The 16,661-nt window shown below is 62.0% G+C and carries 16 protein-coding genes; 9 read left to right on the top strand and 7 right to left on the bottom strand.

Annotation, left to right across the window (positions count from 1 at the left end):
• Window positions 1–143: 143 nt before the first annotated feature.
• Window positions 144–512 carry a DUF1283 family protein gene (locus AC2CGI_RS12340; protein WP_004938560.1) on the top strand — a complete coding sequence of 123 codons (369 nt, stop codon included), beginning with the start codon at window positions 144–146 and terminating at the stop codon, window positions 510–512.
• Window positions 513–601: 89 nt separating this feature from the next.
• On the top strand, window positions 602–901 hold the full coding sequence (locus AC2CGI_RS12335) for a DUF1161 domain-containing protein (RefSeq protein ID WP_004938557.1): 300 nt from the start codon (window positions 602–604) through the stop codon (window positions 899–901).
• A gap of 50 nt (window positions 902–951) precedes the next feature.
• On the opposite strand, the gene AC2CGI_RS12330 is transcribed toward AC2CGI_RS12335, so the two are convergent.
• Window positions 952–2,439 (bottom strand): MDR family MFS transporter, encoded by a 1,488-nt coding sequence (locus AC2CGI_RS12330; RefSeq protein WP_076740255.1) that lies wholly within the window; start codon window positions 2,437–2,439, stop codon window positions 952–954.
• 509 nt (window positions 2,440–2,948) lie between these two features.
• Here AC2CGI_RS12330 and AC2CGI_RS12325 point away from each other — a divergent pair.
• From AC2CGI_RS12325 to clcB, 5 genes are all read left to right on the top strand, one after another.
• Complete coding sequence (locus tag AC2CGI_RS12325; RefSeq protein WP_004938551.1) at window positions 2,949–3,665, top strand: ABC transporter permease; 717 nt, start codon at window positions 2,949–2,951, stop codon at window positions 3,663–3,665.
• 64 nt (window positions 3,666–3,729) lie between these two features.
• Window positions 3,730–4,587: a glycine betaine ABC transporter substrate-binding protein gene (locus tag AC2CGI_RS12320; RefSeq protein WP_242517256.1), complete on the top strand. Its 858-nt coding sequence runs from the start codon at window positions 3,730–3,732 to the stop codon at window positions 4,585–4,587.
• 8 nt (window positions 4,588–4,595) lie between these two features.
• A complete protein-coding gene (gene osmW, locus AC2CGI_RS12315; protein WP_004938544.1) occupies window positions 4,596–5,246 on the top strand; it encodes an osmoprotectant ABC transporter permease OsmW in 651 nt (216 codons plus the stop codon).
• On the top strand, window positions 5,243–6,382 hold the full coding sequence (gene osmV / locus AC2CGI_RS12310; RefSeq protein ID WP_021505258.1) for an osmoprotectant ABC transporter ATP-binding protein OsmV: 1,140 nt from the start codon (window positions 5,243–5,245) through the stop codon (window positions 6,380–6,382). Before osmW ends, osmV begins: the two co-directional genes overlap by 4 nt.
• Before the next feature lie 125 nt (window positions 6,383–6,507).
• Window positions 6,508–7,809 (top strand): voltage-gated ClC-type chloride channel ClcB, encoded by a 1,302-nt coding sequence (gene clcB / locus AC2CGI_RS12305; RefSeq protein ID WP_033633138.1) that lies wholly within the window; start codon window positions 6,508–6,510, stop codon window positions 7,807–7,809.
• Here clcB and AC2CGI_RS12300 read toward each other — a convergent pair.
• Window positions 7,806–8,198, bottom strand: coding sequence for a helix-turn-helix domain-containing protein (locus AC2CGI_RS12300; RefSeq protein WP_015377779.1), 393 nt, complete (start codon window positions 8,196–8,198; stop codon window positions 7,806–7,808). The genes clcB and AC2CGI_RS12300 overlap by 4 nt on opposite strands.
• A gap of 70 nt (window positions 8,199–8,268) precedes the next feature.
• Here AC2CGI_RS12300 and AC2CGI_RS12295 point away from each other — a divergent pair, with 70 nt between their 5' ends.
• On the top strand, window positions 8,269–8,763 hold the full coding sequence (locus AC2CGI_RS12295) for a DUF2938 family protein (protein WP_076740257.1): 495 nt from the start codon (window positions 8,269–8,271) through the stop codon (window positions 8,761–8,763).
• A 5-nt stretch (window positions 8,764–8,768) separates the two neighbouring features.
• Here the strand turns inward: AC2CGI_RS12295 and bioD are convergent, their stop codons facing one another.
• The 3 genes from bioD to AC2CGI_RS12280 all read right to left on the bottom strand — a co-directional run bounded on the left by bioD (window position 8,769) and on the right by AC2CGI_RS12280 (window position 11,849).
• Window positions 8,769–9,437 carry a dethiobiotin synthase gene (gene bioD / locus AC2CGI_RS12290; protein ID WP_004938529.1) on the bottom strand — a complete coding sequence of 223 codons (669 nt, stop codon included), beginning with the start codon at window positions 9,435–9,437 and terminating at the stop codon, window positions 8,769–8,771.
• Between the two features lie 144 nt (window positions 9,438–9,581).
• A complete protein-coding gene (gene mlc, locus AC2CGI_RS12285) occupies window positions 9,582–10,799 on the bottom strand; it encodes a sugar metabolism global transcriptional regulator Mlc (RefSeq protein ID WP_004938526.1) in 1,218 nt (405 codons plus the stop codon).
• Between the two features lie 159 nt (window positions 10,800–10,958).
• A complete protein-coding gene (locus AC2CGI_RS12280; protein ID WP_004938523.1) occupies window positions 10,959–11,849 on the bottom strand; it encodes a LysR family transcriptional regulator in 891 nt (296 codons plus the stop codon).
• Between the two features lie 147 nt (window positions 11,850–11,996).
• Between AC2CGI_RS12280 and AC2CGI_RS12275 the strand changes: the two genes are divergently transcribed.
• The gene (locus AC2CGI_RS12275) at window positions 11,997–13,265 is read left to right on the top strand and encodes an MFS transporter (RefSeq protein WP_031300458.1); all 1,269 of its coding nucleotides are present in this window, start codon (window positions 11,997–11,999) and stop codon (window positions 13,263–13,265) included.
• Between the two features lie 51 nt (window positions 13,266–13,316).
• On the opposite strand, the gene AC2CGI_RS12270 is transcribed toward AC2CGI_RS12275, so the two are convergent.
• Window positions 13,317–14,603 carry a glycoside hydrolase family 10-like protein gene (locus tag AC2CGI_RS12270; RefSeq protein ID WP_015377776.1) on the bottom strand — a complete coding sequence of 429 codons (1,287 nt, stop codon included), beginning with the start codon at window positions 14,601–14,603 and terminating at the stop codon, window positions 13,317–13,319.
• 126 nt (window positions 14,604–14,729) lie between these two features.
• Window positions 14,730–16,526: a glycoside hydrolase family 3 protein gene (locus AC2CGI_RS12265; RefSeq protein ID WP_076740258.1), complete on the bottom strand. Its 1,797-nt coding sequence runs from the start codon at window positions 16,524–16,526 to the stop codon at window positions 14,730–14,732.
• Window positions 16,527–16,661: the final 135 nt, after the last annotated feature.

Genomic DNA, 16,661 nt, shown 5'->3' with positions numbered 1-16,661 from the left:
GCAGTTTTCTCTCGGTAAAGTAAACGAATCGGCGCTTGGCTGGTGAATTCCAGGAGCGCAGTGGTATATTTATCACCACGCCTGCGGGCGAGGTAACGCCAGTGTCGCCATCATCAGGCGCACTCACTCATAAGGATGAAACGATGAAAACATTTTCGACCCAACGACTGCTGCGCGGGATGCTGCCGGTCGCCATGCTGGCCGTTATGGGCGCCTGGCAGGCGCCGGCGCTGGCCGCCACCTGCACGCAGGGCAGTACCTGCGTCACCGTCGATGGCAAAGGCAGCGGCGCGATGAGCACCGAAGAAGCGCGCCAAAGCAAAGAGCAGTGGAATGATACCAAATCCCTGCGCCACAAGGTCAACACTCGCGTCGAGAAAGAGTTCGACAAGGCCGATCGCGCGGCGGATGACGAAGACCGCTGCAACGACAGCAACAACGTCAACGCGTACTGGGAACCGGACACCCGTAAATGTCTGGATCGCCAGACCGGGCGTCGGATTAATCCTTAATCCGCCTGCGGCGGGCGGGCAAGCGTGAAACCCGGCCGCCGTTGCTGCTATCCTGTTACAGGAAGTTCATTGTCTAAAAGGATGACGTGATGAAGAAAACGCTGATATTAACCGCTGTTTTGCTGGCCGGCGCCCCATTGGCGGCTCTGGCCTCCTGTGAAAGCGTGAAAGCGGACATTTCGCAAAAAATCGTCAATAACGGCGTTCCGGAGTCCGGCTTCAAACTGGAGATCGTGCCTAACGATCAGGCCGATCAAGCGGGCGGCCAGGTGGTCGGCCACTGCGAAAACGACACCCAGAAGATCGTTTATACCCGCCTGAACAACGGCGACGATAGTGGTGACGCGGCGCAGACCGGCACCAGCCAGGACACCTCCAACGCGCAGTAAGCCGCATCGGCTACCCAGGGCGCGCAACAGCCGCGCCCTTTCCTTTTCCTTTACGCCTGCTCCGCCTCTTCCTCTTCGCCTTGCGGCCGACAACGCGCCGGGATCAGCATCGCCGCCGCCAGCGCCAGCAACGACACCAACGCCGATACCAGGAACACCCAATGCAGCGAAGCCGCCACCTGCTGGATAAGCTGCGCCAGCGCTTCGCTCCCCATGCTGTGCCGCACCGCCGGCTCCATCAGCCGCTGCACCGGATCGTCAATCTCCGGCAAACGCCACTGCAGGTTGAGGTTCAGCGTGGCGCCCAAAATCGCGGTGCCGATGGCCGAGCCCACCATGCGGGTAAACACTGTACAGGCGGTGGCAATGCCGCGAATGCTGTAATGCGCCGCGTTCTGCACCGAAACCAGAAACGTCGTGTTGCACAATCCCATGCCGGCGCCGACCATAAACGCCGCCACCCGGCCCCACAGCAGACCGCCGTTCGGCTGCAACATCAGCAGGATCAGGCCGCCCGCCACCAGCAGCAGCGCGCCCAACAGCGCCGTGGCGCGATACGAAGTCATCAGCATCAAACGGCCGCTCAGCGTGCTGGCCAGCGGCCAGCCGATCGACATCAACGCCAGCGTGGTGCCCGCCTCCAGCGGTGAGCCCCCCATCACGCCCTGAATGAAGGTGGGCAGAAAGGCGCTGATGCCCATCATCGCCGCGCCGATCACCAGCCCGCCGATGTTACCGGCGACGATCACCCGGCTTTGCCACAGCGCCAGCGGGAACAGCGGCTCAACCGCGCGCCGCTCCTGGCGGATCAGCAGCGCCAGCGACGCCGCCGCCAGCGCCAGCAGCGGCGCCACCCACCATCCGAGACTTTCCATCTGCAACAGTGCCAGCAGCAGCGCGGAAACGAACAGCGTCAACCAGGCGGTGCCCGCCAGATCCAGCGCGTGCCGCCGCAACTGCTGATGCGCCGGCAGATAGCGCCAGAGGAAGAGCATCGCCAACAGGCCGATCGGCAGGTTGACCCAGAACACCAGCGCCCACGGCAGGTGTTGCACGATAAACGCGCCCAGCAGCGGGCCGATGATCGCCGATACGCCCCACACGCTCGACAGGTAGCCCATCACCTTCGGCCGCTCGGTGGCGCTGTAGATGTCGCCGATGATGGTGGACGCGATCGGCATGATGGCGCCGGCGCCCAATCCCTGCAATAAGCGGAAGCCGATCAGCCAATACATGTCGGGGGCGAAGCCGCACAGCACCGATCCCAGCAGGAACAGCGTCGCGCCGAAGAAGAACACCCGCTTGCGGCCGTAGAGATCCGCCAGCCGGCCGTAGATGGGAATGGTGATCGCCTGCGCCAGCAAATAGACCGCGAACACCCAGCCCAGCAGCGAGAAACCGCCGAGATCGCCGATGATGGTCGGCATGGCGGTGGCGACGATGGTGGCTTCGATCGCCGACATGAACATCGCCAGCATGCAGGCGATCAGGATCAGCGGGCGGTGGGCAATGGGTGCGGGTGAAACGTTATTTGTCATGGCGTTATGCAGGTTTCCTGGCGTTTTTATTTTCCCTGAGTATATCAGCAAGCGCCAGCGCCAAGTCTATCCGCCCTCACATCCTGCCTTTGCCGGCGGCGAATCGCACCATTTGGACTAACTGTTACGGCGTAACGTTTTGCCGTGGATTTTTTTCACTTTACCCGCATCCCAGCGCTGACGCGGGCTGCGGCGCCAATACGGGCAAACTCAATCAGCTGATTTTGTTCATAAAACTTGGCACGGTCAACGACAGGGTGCTATACCTTCCCTAGCCGGCGCCTTTGGGCTTCGTGCTTTCTCGGGTTTAAATATCAGTATCTTATGCTGATTAACTCACGTATTGAGCCTACGTTCAGCACGCTGTGCCGAACGCACCCTTCGCTCAATGTCGCTAACCTCATGCGAAACGCCCGTTTTGTACCGCCACGCCCGCCGGGCCGTGGGTAACAATCAGAGCGGAATGCGCCGTCTCGTCGGCCGCTCCGCGCAACGGAGGACGCAACATCATGCACAAGTCAGCGCCATACCGGCGCCTGCTCCTCGGGAGCCTGCTGTTTATCGCCGTCATCGCGCTGCTGGTTTACGGCATCGGTTGGGAAACCCTCAAGTCGCGCCGGGAAGATTTGATTTACCTCGGTCAGCAGCACATGTTCCTGGTGGTGTGTTCGATGCTGCTGTCGCTGCTGGTCGGCATTCCCAGCGGTATCCTGCTGAGCCGCCCTTTCGCCCGCCGCTGGGCGGAGCACGTGATGCAGATCTTTAACGTCGGCAACACCCTGCCGCCGCTGGCAGTGTTGGCATTGGCGATGGTGATCATCGGCATCGGCGACCGGCCGGCGGTGGTGGCGTTGTTCCTCGCCTCGCTGCTGCCTATCGTGCGCAATACCTATGCCGGCCTGCGTTCGGTGCCGCCGGCGCTGGTCGAGGCCGCCAACGGTATTGGCATGACCGCCGGGCAGCGGCTGCGCCAGGTCGAACTGCCCAATGCCCTGCCGGTGATCTTCGCCGGGGTGCGCATCGCGATGGCGATTAACGTCGGCACCGCGCCGCTGGCGTTTTTGATCGGCGCCAGCAGCTATGGTGAGCTGATCTTCCCCGGCATCTACCTGAACGACTTCCCGACGCTGATCCTCGGCGCCGCCGCCACCGCGCTGATCGCCCTGCTGCTCGATCTGGCGCTGGCCGGTCTCGGCCGCCGGCTCAGCCCGCACACCGCATCCTGATGGGAGAAACGCGATGACTCGATGGTTACAACGACTCCGCCACGCGCTGCTGTTCTCCTTGCTGATGACCGGCGCGGCCGCCTGGGCCGCCCCGCTGACGCTGGCGAGCAAGAACTTTACCGAACAGCGCATTCTGTCGGCGATCACCGTGCAATACCTGCGGGCCAAGGGTTTTCAGGTCGAACCCAAGACCAATCTGGCTACGGTGATCACCCGCAACGCGATGATCAACAAGCAGATCGACATGACCTGGGAATACACCGGCACCTCGCTGATCATCTTTAACCACATCAATAAGCGCATGTCGCCGCAGGAAACCTACGACACGGTGAAAAAGCTCGACGCCAAACTCGGCCTGGTGTGGCTGCAGCCGGCGGACATGAACAACACCTACGCCTTCGCCATGCAGCGCCGGCGCGCGGAAAAAGAGCAGATCCGCACGATGTCGCAGCTGGTGGCCAAAGTGGAACAGGTGCGTAAAACCGACCCGAAACACAACTGGCTGCTGGGGCTGGATCTGGAGTTCGCCGGCCGCTCGGACGGCCTGAAGCCGATGCAGACGCTGTACGACATGCCGCTGGATCGCCCGCAAATCCGCCAGATGGATCCCGGCCTGGTCTACAACGCCATCCGCGACGGCTTCGTCGACGCCGGGCTGGTATACACCACCGACGGCCGGGTGAAAGGCTTCGATCTGCAGGTGCTGGAAGACGATAAAGGCTATTTCCCGAGCTATGCGGTCACGCCGGTGGTGCGCGCCGACGTGTTGCAAAACACGCCGGGGTTGGAGGAGGCGCTGAACACGCTGTCGAAACAGTTCAACAATCAGGTGATCACCGAGCTTAACGCCAGAGTGGATATCGACTACCAGACGCCGCAACAGGTCGCCGACGCGTTCCTCAAGCAGCGCGGCCTGATTTAGGAGGCATGATGAATACCTTACTTTACGCCTGGCAAAACTGGGCCTATATCGCCGGATTGACGCTGGAACACCTGCTGCTGGTCGGCATCGCCGTCGGCCTGGCGATCCTGATCGGCGTGCCGCTCGGCGTGCTGATCGTCCGCCACAAATGGCTGGCGACGCCGGTGCTGAGCCTGGCCACGCTGGTGCTGACCGTGCCCTCCATCGCCCTGTTCGGGCTGATGATCCCGCTGTTTTCCTTAATCGGCCACGGCATCGGCTACGTGCCGGCGATCACCGCGGTGTTCCTCTATTCGCTGCTGCCGATCGTGCGCAACACCCACACCGCGCTCGACAACCTGCCCGGCGGGCTGCGCGAAGCCGGCCGCGGCATCGGCATGACGTTCTGGCAACGCCTGCGCTGGGTGGAGATCCCGGTAGCGCTGCCGGTCATTTTCGGCGGCATTCGCACCGCCGTGGTGATGAATATCGGCGTGATGGCGATAGCCGCCGTGATCGGCGCCGGCGGCCTCGGCCTGCTGCTGCTCAACGGCATCAGCAGCAGCGACATCCGCCAGTTGATTACCGGCGCCGTGATGATCAGCCTGCTGGCTATCGTCCTCGATTGGTTATTGCACCGTTTGCAAATTGCGCTCACGCCCAAGGGGATCCGCTCATGATTAAATTGGAAAATCTGACCAAACAGTTCATGCAAAAGAACGGCACGCCGTTCAACGCCGTCGACAACATCAATCTGGACGTGCCGGAAGGCGAAATCTGCGTGCTGCTCGGTCCATCCGGCTGCGGCAAAACCACCACGCTGAAGATGATCAACCGCCTGATCGAACCCACCGGCGGCACCATTCTGATCAACGGCGAAGACACCAGCGCGCTGGATACCGTCAGCCTGCGCCGCAAAATCGGCTACGTCATCCAGCAGATCGGCCTGTTCCCCAACATGACCATCGAGGAGAACATCACCGTGGTGCCGCGCATGCTGGGCTGGGACAAAAAACGCTGCCACGATCGCGCCGAGGAGCTGATGAGTATGGTGGCGCTGGATCCCAAGCGCTTTTTGCACCGCTACCCGAAAGAGATGTCCGGCGGGCAGCAGCAGCGCATCGGCGTGATCCGTGCGCTGGCGGCCGATCCACCGGTGCTGCTGATGGATGAACCCTTCGGCGCGGTGGATCCGATCAACCGCGAAACCATCCAGAACGAGTTTCTCGACATGCAGCGTCAGCTGAAGAAGACCGTGATGCTGGTCAGCCACGACATCGACGAAGCGCTGAAGCTCGGCGATCGCATCGCGGTGTTCCGCCAGGGCAAGATCGTGCAGAACGCCAGCGCCGATGAGCTGCTGGCGCGCCCGGCGAACGACTTCGTCGCCTCCTTTGTCGGCCAGGATCGCACGCTGAAGCGCCTGCTGCTGGTGCAGGCCGGCGACGTGGCAGACCAACAAGAGACGGTGACGGTACGCCGGGAAACGCCGCTGACAGAGGCATTCGGGTTGATGGACGATATCGACGCCCGTTCGGTGACGGTAGTGGACGCCGACGGCAAACCGCTGGGTTACGTCAAACGCCGCGAGGCGCGCGGTGCGCCGGGGGTATGCGCCGACAGCCTGCACCGCTTTCGCGTCACCGCCCGCGCGGAAGAGAACCTGCGCGTGGTGCTGTCGAAGCTGTATGAGCACAATACGTCCTGGATGCCGATCGTCGATGAAGACGGCCGCTACAGCGGCGAAATCTCGCAGGATTATATCGCTGACTACCTTAGCTCCGGCCGCACGCGCCGGGTGCTGACGCCGCAATAACCCCCGCCGGGGCGCCGACCGCCCCGCCCATGCCGCAGTTTGATAAAGATTCACTGGTCATCGGCCGGAGCGCCAAGCACAATGCGCTGATGACCCTTTGATTTTTCTCACGACGCCGCCCACGCATGAAAAGATTGGTCCACCTGCACCACTATCGCGCCCTGCTGCGCAGCCTGTTTATCGCCGTGTTCATCGGCGTCGCCGCCGCCCTGGCGGTGTGGCTGTTCCACCGTTCGATGATTGGCCTCGAGTGGCTGTTGCTCGGCAATGCCGACGGCAGTCTGGTGGCCGCCGCCGCCGCGCTGCCCGGCTGGCGGCGCGCCCTGACGCCTGCGTTGGGCGGGCTGGCGGCGGGCCTGCTGCTGTATGTTCACCAGCGCTACCGCCACCAGCGCCCGGCGGCGCCCACCGACTATATGGAAGCGATCGAGACCGGCAACGGCAAGCTGGACACCGGCGCCAGCCTGGTGAAGTGTCTGGCGTCGCTGCTGGTGGTGTCGAGCGGCAGCGCCATCGGCCGTGAAGGCGCGATGATCCTGCTGGCAGCGCTGGTGGGCTCGCTGTTTGCCCAGCGCTTTACGCACGAGAAAGAATGGAAACTGTGGGTGGCCTGCGCCGCCGCCGCCGGGATGGCCAGCGCCTATCATGCGCCGCTGGCGGGCAGCCTGTTTATCGCCGAGATCCTGTTCGGCACCCTGATGCTGGCCTCGCTCGGCCCGGTGGTGATCGCCGCGGTCAGCGCCCTGCTGATGACCAACCTGCTCAACGGCGGCCAGGCGCCGCTCTACCTGGTGACGCCGCTCGCCGCCCCCTTGCCGACGCAATACCTGCTGATGGCGCTGGTCGGCGTGGTGGCCGGCGCCGGCGGGCCGCTGTTTTTATGGTTGATGACCGCCACCGGCCGCGCGTTCCGATCGCTTCGCCTGAAGCCGCCGCTGCAGCTGGCGCTGGGCGGCCTGATCGTTGGGCTGCTTTCGCTGTTGTTCCCGCAGGTATGGGGCAATGGCTACAGCGTGGTGCAGGCGCTGCTGATCGCGCCGCCGGGGGTGTTGCTGCTGGGGGCGATCCTGGTATGCAAGCTGTTGGCGATCCTCGCCAGCAGCGGGTCGGGCGCGCCCGGCGGGGTCTTCACCCCGACGCTGTTCGTCGGCGCCGCGCTCGGTTCGATGATCGGCCAGCTGTTCGGCCTGTGGCCGGGGATGGATGCGGCGGTGCCGCTGCTGCTGGCGCTGACCGGCATGGCTACCCTGCTGGCCGCCACCACCCATGCGCCGATCATGGCGGCGCTGATGGTGTTTGAAATGACCGGCGAATACGCGCTGCTGCCCGGCATTCTGCTGGCCTGCGTGATCGCCACCACCGTGTCGCGCGGCCTGCGGCCGGTATCGGTCTACCACACCGCGCCGCCGCCCAAACGCGAGGCTTAAAACTCGCCCTGCTGCAGCAGCTTCCTGAACTGCGGGCACTGCAGGTGCTCCGGTTCAGGGCAATCGACCATGTGCTGCAAACCGGCGCGCACCTGCCCCAGACGCCGCAGGGTGCGATCCAGTTCTTCAATCCGCGCCGCCAGCAGCCGGCGATCGAGGGCGATGCGCCCTCGATCGTCAAACAGCGAGGCGATCTCATCCAGCGTAAATCCCGCCAGCCGCCCAAGGGCGATCAGCTTCAGTTGATCCAGCACGCCGGCGGCGTATTGGCGACGTAAACCGTTGCGGCCTATCGAGGCGATCAGCCCCTTTTTCTCGTAATGCCGCAGCGCCGAGGGCGCGATGCCGCTCAAACGCGCCACCTCGCCAATATCCAGTTCTTTTTCCATTGACTTGAAGTCGACTTTAAGTTGCACACTGTGCGCACATTACACCATGAGTGACTTTAAGGACACGAAAATGACGACAGAAATTTTACTGATGATTCTGCTGACCGGGGTGGGCGCCACGCTGTGCACCGATCTGTGGGCCATCGTGCAAAAGCGCGTGCTGGGCATCCCGCCCCTTAACTACGCGCTGGTCGGCCGCTGGTTTATCGGCCTGTTCGACGGCCGGTTTTATCACGCTCCGATCATGGCTGCGCCGGTGCGGCGGGGAGAAAAAGCGATGGGATGGCTGCTGCACTACGCGATCGGCGTCGCCTTCGCCTTTATCCCGCTCGGCTTGGCGGGCATCGCGTGGTACGCCGCGCCGACGCCGCTGGTCGCGCTGTTGAGCGGCTGGCTGAGCCTGGCGGCGCCCTTCTTCGTGATGCAGCCGGCGTTGGGCTTTGGCGTGGCGGCGGCGAACCCCCCCAATCCGACGCGTAGCCGCATCATCAGCCTGCTGGTGCATACGGTGTACGGCCTGGGGCTGTTTGTCTCCGCCCGTTTGTTGGCCCCTTTCCTGGCCTGAGCGCGCTAGCGCAGCAGCGTGGAGATGTCGAGGTAGTGCGCCAGTTCGCGCTGCTCCGCGCGCGGCAGGTACGGAATTTCACCCAGCAGCGGCGCAGAAATGCGCTGCTGCAGCGCCGCGATGGTTTCGGCATAGTGCGCCAACCCCGGGTTGATGCGGTTGGCGACCCAGCCCAGCAACGGCAGGCCGTCGTTGATAATCGACTGTGCGGTCAGCAACGCGTGGCTGACGCAGCCCAGCTTGATGCCCACCACCAGCACCACCGGCAGCTGTTCCTGCACCACCCACTCGGCGTAAGGCCGCAGATCGTTCATCAGCACCCGCCAACCGCCGCTGCCTTCCACCACCACCGTATCGGCTTTGGCCGACAGATCCCGCAGACCGCTGCTCATCACGCCATAGTTGATGTCCTCGGTCGCATGCGCATGAAACACCTCATCCAGGCAGGTGATGGGATTGATCTCCTCGTAGGACAGCGGCAGGGTTGAAGATGCCTGCAATACCAAAGCGTCTTTATTGCGGATGCCCTCGCTGGTTTCCTGGCAGCGCGCGGCGATCGGCTTGTAGCCGGCCACCGAACGGCCTTCGGCGGCCAGCGCCTGCATCAACCCGCGGGAAACCACGGTTTTACCGACGTCGGTATCCGTGCCTGTCACAAATAAACGCTTCAACATGAATAAAATGCCCCAGAATGCCCCGTTAACAATGTATCGCCGCACCGGCGGCGAAGAAGTATTTCGGAAAAATTCTAGGGGATGCTGCCGCTTAGGGGCTTGAGGTAGCTCAATCTTTTGCGGAATTAATAAGAGGTTCTGATGTTAGCCTTGCAGCAGTTGCACCAGCAATGAACCGTTATACAGCGCCTCTTTCACCAGCGCCGCGCCGGGCATGGTGCCCTGATTGAAGAACTGCGTGGATTCGACCTTGACCTGCTCGCTGTAGGCCGGCAGCGCCTGCTGGCGAATGCAGGAGGCGATGGCCGGGTGCAGGATCTCCGCCGCGCGGTTGAGCGGCGAGCCCACCAGGATCTTCTCGGGATTGAACAGGTTGACCATGATAGCCAGAATGCGCCCCACGCTGTGGCCGACGCCGAGAATGATGTCCCGCGCCAGCTGATCGCCCGCCAGCGCGGCGTCGCACAGCGATTCGACGGTCAGCGGCGCGCCGTGCAGGCTGGAGCTCATCGAGCCGCTCAGCCGCTGCTGGGCGATCTCCAGCATGTTCTCAATGCTGGCCACGGTTTCGAGACAGCCGTGGTTGCCGCAGTAACAGCGTTTGCCGTAGGGATCGACCTGGGTGTGGCCGATCTCCACCACGCTGTGGCTGCCGGCGTGCAACACATGGCCGCCGGTGATCACCCCGGCGCCGACGTTGTGGTCGATCACCACCTGAATCACGTTCTGGCTGCCGCGCGAGGCGCCGTACAGCGCCTCGGCCATGGTCCAGGCGCTGATGTCGTGCTGCAGGTAAACCGGCAGGCCGGTGCGGGTTTCCAGCGCCGGGCCGAGCGGCATCTCCAGCACGTCGTAAAACGGCATGCGGTGCACCACGCCGGACTGGACATCGATCATGCCCGGCAGCGTGATGGCGATCGCCGTCAGCCGTTCCAGCTTGCTTTGGTGGCGGATAAAGAACTGATCGACTTCGGTCAGGATGCGCTTCAGCAGCGGTTCGGGATGTTCGGCCGCCAGCGGCAGCTGTTCCTCCACCACCAGCTTGCTGCTGAGATCGCGCAGCGCCAGCGTGATGCTGCCGCGGCTGATGCGGGCGGACAGGTAGTGCCAGGCTTCGGTGTCCAGCACCAGCCCTACCGCCGGGCGGCCCCGGCTGCCGATCTCCTGGTACTCGGTTTCCTTGACCAGATGGGCTTCCAGCAGCTCGCGCACGATCTTGGTGATGCTGGCGGGCGCCAGCTGCGCGCGTTTTGACAGTTCGATGCGCGAAATCGGACCCAGTTGATCGATTAGCCGATAAACCGCCCCCGCATTGGTCTGTTTGATTTGATCGATATGCCCAGGCTGCCCAACCGCAATCACAAACCGGCTCCTACTATTTTTCGCGCTTCTAAATAAAGACTAGGGGTTATGGTGGGGCTTTTGTCATACAGCGTCAACTATTTGATTCGTTATGTGATTTGCTGCACAAATTCCTCGCAATTTCAGCGTGAATTGATTTTTATTTGCCCAAGCTCAACGTCATTTCAGCATCAACGCCATCAGCGACTGCGCCGCCGCGGTCAACGGCCGCCGGCGGTGGTGCACCAGCCACACTTCGGTGGTGGCGTCCGGCTCCGCCAGCGGCAAATAGCGCACGCCGTCCACCCGCACCCGGGCGAAAGACGCCGGCAGAATCGAAACTCCCAACCCGGCGGAGACCAGCCCGATGATAGTCATCGCTTCCCCCACTTCCTGGGTGATATACGGGGTGATGCCGGCCTTGCCGAGCAGCAGCAGAATTTCGTCGTACAGCGCGGTGCCCACTTCGCGCGAGAAGAAAACGAACGGCTCCCGCGCCAAATGTTGAAACCGCAGCGCGCCGCCGGGCGTTTCCGCCAGCGGATGCCCTTCCGGCACTACCGCCACCAGCGGTTCGCGCAGCAGCAGCTGATAGTGCAGCGCTTCCGGCAGCCGCGTGTTGCGCATCACCCCCAGATCCAGTTCGCCGTTCAGCAGCGGTTCGATCTGCTGTTTGGTGTTGATTTCGCGCATCTTGATGTGCACCTGCGGGGACTGCTGGCGAAAGGCGCGCAGGCTGCGCGCCACCACGCCGATAAAGGGCGCGGAAGAGGTAAAGCCGATGGTCATTTCCCCCAGTTCGCCGCGATCCAGGCGCGCCGCCTTTTCCGCCGCGCGGCCGACCTGATCGAGCACCTGATAGGCTTCTTTGAGGAACATCTCCCCGGCCTGGGTCAAACTGACGTTGCGGTTGTTGCGCGCCAGCAGCCGCGCGCCGACCATCTCTTCCAGCGCCTGAATTTGCTGGCTGAGCGGCGGCTGGGAGATGCGCAACCGCTCGGCGGCGCGGCCAAAATGCAGCTCTTCGGCCACGGCGATAAAGTAACGCAGGTGTCTCAACTCGATATTCATATTTAAAAAGTCTTAATTGTAATTATTAATATATTAGACAAAAAAATCGCCGCTCCCTATCATTTTGTTATCTGCAAAGTGTCTGTTTATCTCCCCGAAGTTCGGTAAGGAAACGCTGTGACAACCCCTGTGCGTTCTGCGGCCGTGATGCCGTCGACGCTGGCCGCCAACGATGACGCGGCCGCTGCGCCAAAAGTAAAACGCTCCACCCTCAACAATAAACTCCCCTATATCGAACGCGGCACGCCGCAGTTTATGCGCGTCACGCTGGCGCTGTTTTCCGCCGGGCTGGCGACCTTCGCGTTGCTTTACTGCGTGCAGCCGATCCTGCCGGTGCTGTCGCAAGACTTCGGCGTCTCGCCGGCGGAAAGCAGCCTGTCGCTCTCGGTCTCCACCGGCCTGCTGGCGATCGGCCTGATGTTCACCGGGCCGTTGTCCGACGCCATCGGCCGCAAGTCGGTGATGGTGGTGGCGCTGCTGCTGGCGGCGGTTTGCACGCTGATTTGCGCCTTTATGACCAGCTGGCACGGCATTTTACTGATGCGCGCATTGATCGGCCTGTCGCTGAGCGGCGTCGCCGCGGTCGGCATGACCTACCTCAGCGAAGAGATCCACCCCAGCTTCGTCGCTTTCTCGATGGGGCTGTACATCAGCGGCAACTCGATCGGCGGCATGAGCGGCCGTCTGGTGACCGGGGTGCTGACCGACTTCTTCTCCTGGCGCGTCTCGCTCGGGGTCATCGGTCTGTTCGCCCTCGCCGCCGCCTGCATGTTCTGGCGCATCCTGCCCGCCTCGCGGCATTTTCGCGCCAGCTCGCTGCGCCCGCGCACCCTGCTGATCAACTTCAAACTGCATTGGCACGATAAGGGCCTGCCGCTGCTGTTCGCGGAAGGTTTCCTGCTGATGGGCAGCTTCGTCACCCTGTTCAACTACATCGGTTATCGCCTGCTGGCGGATCCTTATCACCTGAGCCAGGCGATCGTCGGCCTGCTGTCGGTGGTGTACCTCACCGGCTCCTACAGTTCGCCCAAGGCCGGCGCGCTCACCTCGCGCTTCGGGCGCGGCCCGGTGCTGCTGGCGTCGATCGTGATTATGCTGATCGGGATCCTGATTACCGCGCTGCCACAGGTGCCGGCGATCTTTATCGGCATGATGCTGTTCACCGCCGGTTTCTTCGCCGCCCACTCGGTGGCCAGCAGCTGGATCGGCCGCCGTGCGCGCCGCGCCAAAGGACAGGCGTCGTCGCTGTATCTGTTCTGCTATTACGTCGGCTCCAGCGTGGCCGGCACCCTGGGCGGCGTGTTCTGGCACAGCTTCGGCTGGAATGGCGTGGCGGCGTTTATCAGCCTGATGCTATTGCTGGCGCTGCTGGTGGTGCATTACCTGAAACGGCTGCCGGAAGCGGCGCGCCTGTGAATGGAAAAAGCCGCGGTGGTTAGCCGCGGCTCGTCATGCCAGAGCCCGTGATTATTGACCGGGTTTCCAGCGAGTTTGCAGGTACTCCACCGCCTTGTCCGTTTGCGGCTCGGTCAGATAACGTTGCCGGAACAGGATGGTTCCCCCCATCCCCGGCAGGCTCTCGTTGAGATCCAACTGCCTTTTCAGCTCGGGGACGCCGCCGTCGACGGTCCAGGCCGGCTCGCTGGCCGATGGCGTGCCCACTTTATACAGCGCCACCCCGGCATAGAGCCGAACCGGCGTGTCTTTCACCACCTCGGCCCACCAGTTGGCCAGCACGTCGTAGCGAACAATTTCACGATCGAAAGGCCAATACAGCTGCGGTGCGATATAGTCGAGCAGCCCCAGTTTGACCCACTGGCGCGTATCGGCATAGGCCGTATCGTACGACGGCGCGCCGGCCCGCGTCGCCGAACCGGCAGGATCGTCCGCTTTGTTTCGCCATACGCCCGCCGGGCTGACGCCAAACGCGACCGCGGGCTTCAGTGCTTTGACGGTGGCGGAAACCTGTTTTATCAATTGCAGCGTGTTGTCTCTTCGCCAGTCGGCCTTGTCTGCAAACCCTTTGCCGTATGCGCGATACGTCTTTTCATCATCAAGCGGCGATTGCGGCGTTTCGTAATAGAAATAATCGTCAAACTGAATGCCGTCGACATCGTAGTTTTTGACGACTTCAGCCACCACGCCGGTGATCCAGTTGCGCACCTCGGGCAGGCCGGGGTCGAGCACGAAGCGATCGCTGGCGGTGCGTATCCAGTCGGGATGTAGCGCATAGACGCTGGCCGGCGGCGACTGCAGCGTATGATTGAGTGCATCAATCGTTTGCTGTCGGGTATTCATGGAAACCCGATAAGGGTTCAGCCAGGCATGCACTTTGATGCCGCGTCGGTGCGCTTCTGTCAGCATAAAGGCCAGCGGATCATAACCGGGGTCCTGGCCCACGGTGCCGGTCAATACCTCCGACCAGGGCAAGATGTCAGAACGCCACAGGGCCGTGCCGTCCGGTTTAACCTGAAAATACACCGTGTTAATCCCGGTTTTCACCATGTCGTCCAGCGCGTCCGTCAGCCCCTGCTTCTGCAGACGCACCCGCTCTTGCGTGGATTCCGCTTTCAGCGAGGCCGCCGGCGGCCAGTCCAAGCCAATGACCGTGGCCAGCCAGATGCCCCGCATCGGCGTTGCCGGCGGTACAGGCTGCGGAGGCTTTTCCGGCTCAGGGGGTTTGGCGCATCCGCTCACGCCCAGCATGGCGGCCATCAACAGCCATCCGCCTAGTTTTGTTGCGCCTGTCGGCATAAATGTTCTCCTTCCGTGAGTGACGGTTATCCCATGTCGCGGCGTGCGGAGCAAGAAACCGCCCGCTTTATCAACGCCATCCAGCGACCGGCGCCGCCCTTTCTGGCGACGCCTCTCCTTATCCCATCACCAGCTCAGCCCCGTCCCGCGAGGGAACGCCACCTTGCCGGTATTGGTTTGCTCATCGTAGTCATGCCAGGTATTAACCGGCAGTTTTCCGTGCGGTCTGATTTTCCCCGTCAGCACCTGCGCCAGCGATATCATCGAAGGGCCACGCCATACGCCGCTGTCATACCCGTAGTAAGAATAGGTGGCGACAGCCGCATCCACGTCAGCGGCATAGTTCACGATATCGTAAGGCGCGCGCAATGAGAGGTGAACGCATTTTTTCCCCTGCTCGGCGGCGTATTTCAGCCAGCCCGGATAAGGACTGCTGTCATTAGCCGCCCCGGTTGCGGCGGTCACGACCCCATCCTGCTCGGCAGGCGTAAAGCGGGTTGAGAGGGTTCCAAGCAAGAACACGTCGCAGCCGGCAATATGTTCCCTGACCTGGGCGTCGCTCAGTTCCGTTTCCTTCGCGGCCACGACGTTCTGATAGCCCTCCTGCGCCATCACGTTCGCAATGCCTTTGGCCTGCTCGCCCCACGGAGTCAGAATAAAGTAGCGCAGCGCTTTGTCCTTTAACGGCAGCAGACATTGACGGTTGATAACCACGGTAATGGAACGATCGGCAATCCGTTTCTCTAGCTGATGCGCGGAGGACGAAACGTCGTGGGAACAGGGTTTATCGCTATGGCCCATCAAGTGATGGCGCAATTTGAGGCGCAAAATGCGCTCGACCGAAGCATCGATATCGGCCTCGCTGAGATGCCCGGTTTTCACCCGCTGCGCAATGTAGCGGATAAGCTCGGGCAGCAGGCTCGCCTGCGCCGGCGAGGCGATGCTGACAGGCATCAGAGCAATATCCACCCCGGCGGTAAAGACGTTTTCAGCCGCCGTTTGCTGGCTGAAATGCTCGGCAATCGCGCCCATATCCAGCGCGTCTGAAATCGTTACGCCGGCATAACCCAGCTCATTGCGCAGGATCTGGGTCTGGATTTCGCGCGACATGGTGGCCGGCACCGTGATTTTTTCACCGTTGCGGGTGTCGATCTGGCTGTTATCCAGTGCGGGGTACTGAATATGCGCAGTCATCACCATATCCGGCGCCGCGCAGCGATCGATGGCCTGTTTATAAGGGGCGATATCAATGGCAAAAGCTTCTTCCCGCGTACGATCGACGCGCGGCAAACCGGTATGCGAGTCGGTGGAGGTGCTGCCATGGCCGGGGAAGTGTTTGTACGCGGTGATCAGCCCCTGCTGTTTCATGCCCGCCACCATGTTTTCCGCCAGGCGGGCAACGGTGTTCTTATCATCGCTGAAGGCGCGAACGTTAATCACCGGGTTGAACGGGTTGGTGTTGATGTCCACGACCGGGGCAAAGTTGGTATTGATATGCAACGCGCGCATATCCTGGGCCATCAGTTTGCCCTGTTCAACGGCGAGCTGTTTATCCGCACCGCCCTCGATCGCCGCCGCCAGCGCCATATTGCCGGGGAATGAGGCGTAGTCGCCGCGCGGCAGCCGGAAAACGTTACCGCCTTCGTTATCCGTGCCAATAAACAAACGAACGCCCGCGTGGGTTTTCAGCGCGGCATACCAGGCCGTCAACGTTTTGATCTGCTGCTTGTCTTTCAGATTATTGGCAAACAGGATCACCCCACCGATGTGGTTATCGGTGATCAGCTTGCCAATGGCTGCATCGGGAACGGTCATATCCTGATTGCCGCTACCGTTCTGATCCCAGTAGCGAAAATCCAGCATGATTTTTTGCCCGATCTTCTCTTCCAGCGTCATGTTTTTGACTTTCTGTTTAATATCCACAGTAAACCTCCGTTTAAAGCACCCGTTAATGACAGAAGAAAAGATAACCCGAGGGGCTCATAGCGTCCTGCCATTCTGTTTGTTCCAGCAATTGGACAACGGCAAACGGAAAATGGATCAAACAAAATATCAACC

Source organism: Serratia sp. LSHTC3 (assembly GCF_057197125.1).
The sequence above is the reverse complement of the archived record's forward strand: the minus strand, read 5'-3'. Positions and strand labels throughout refer to the sequence as shown.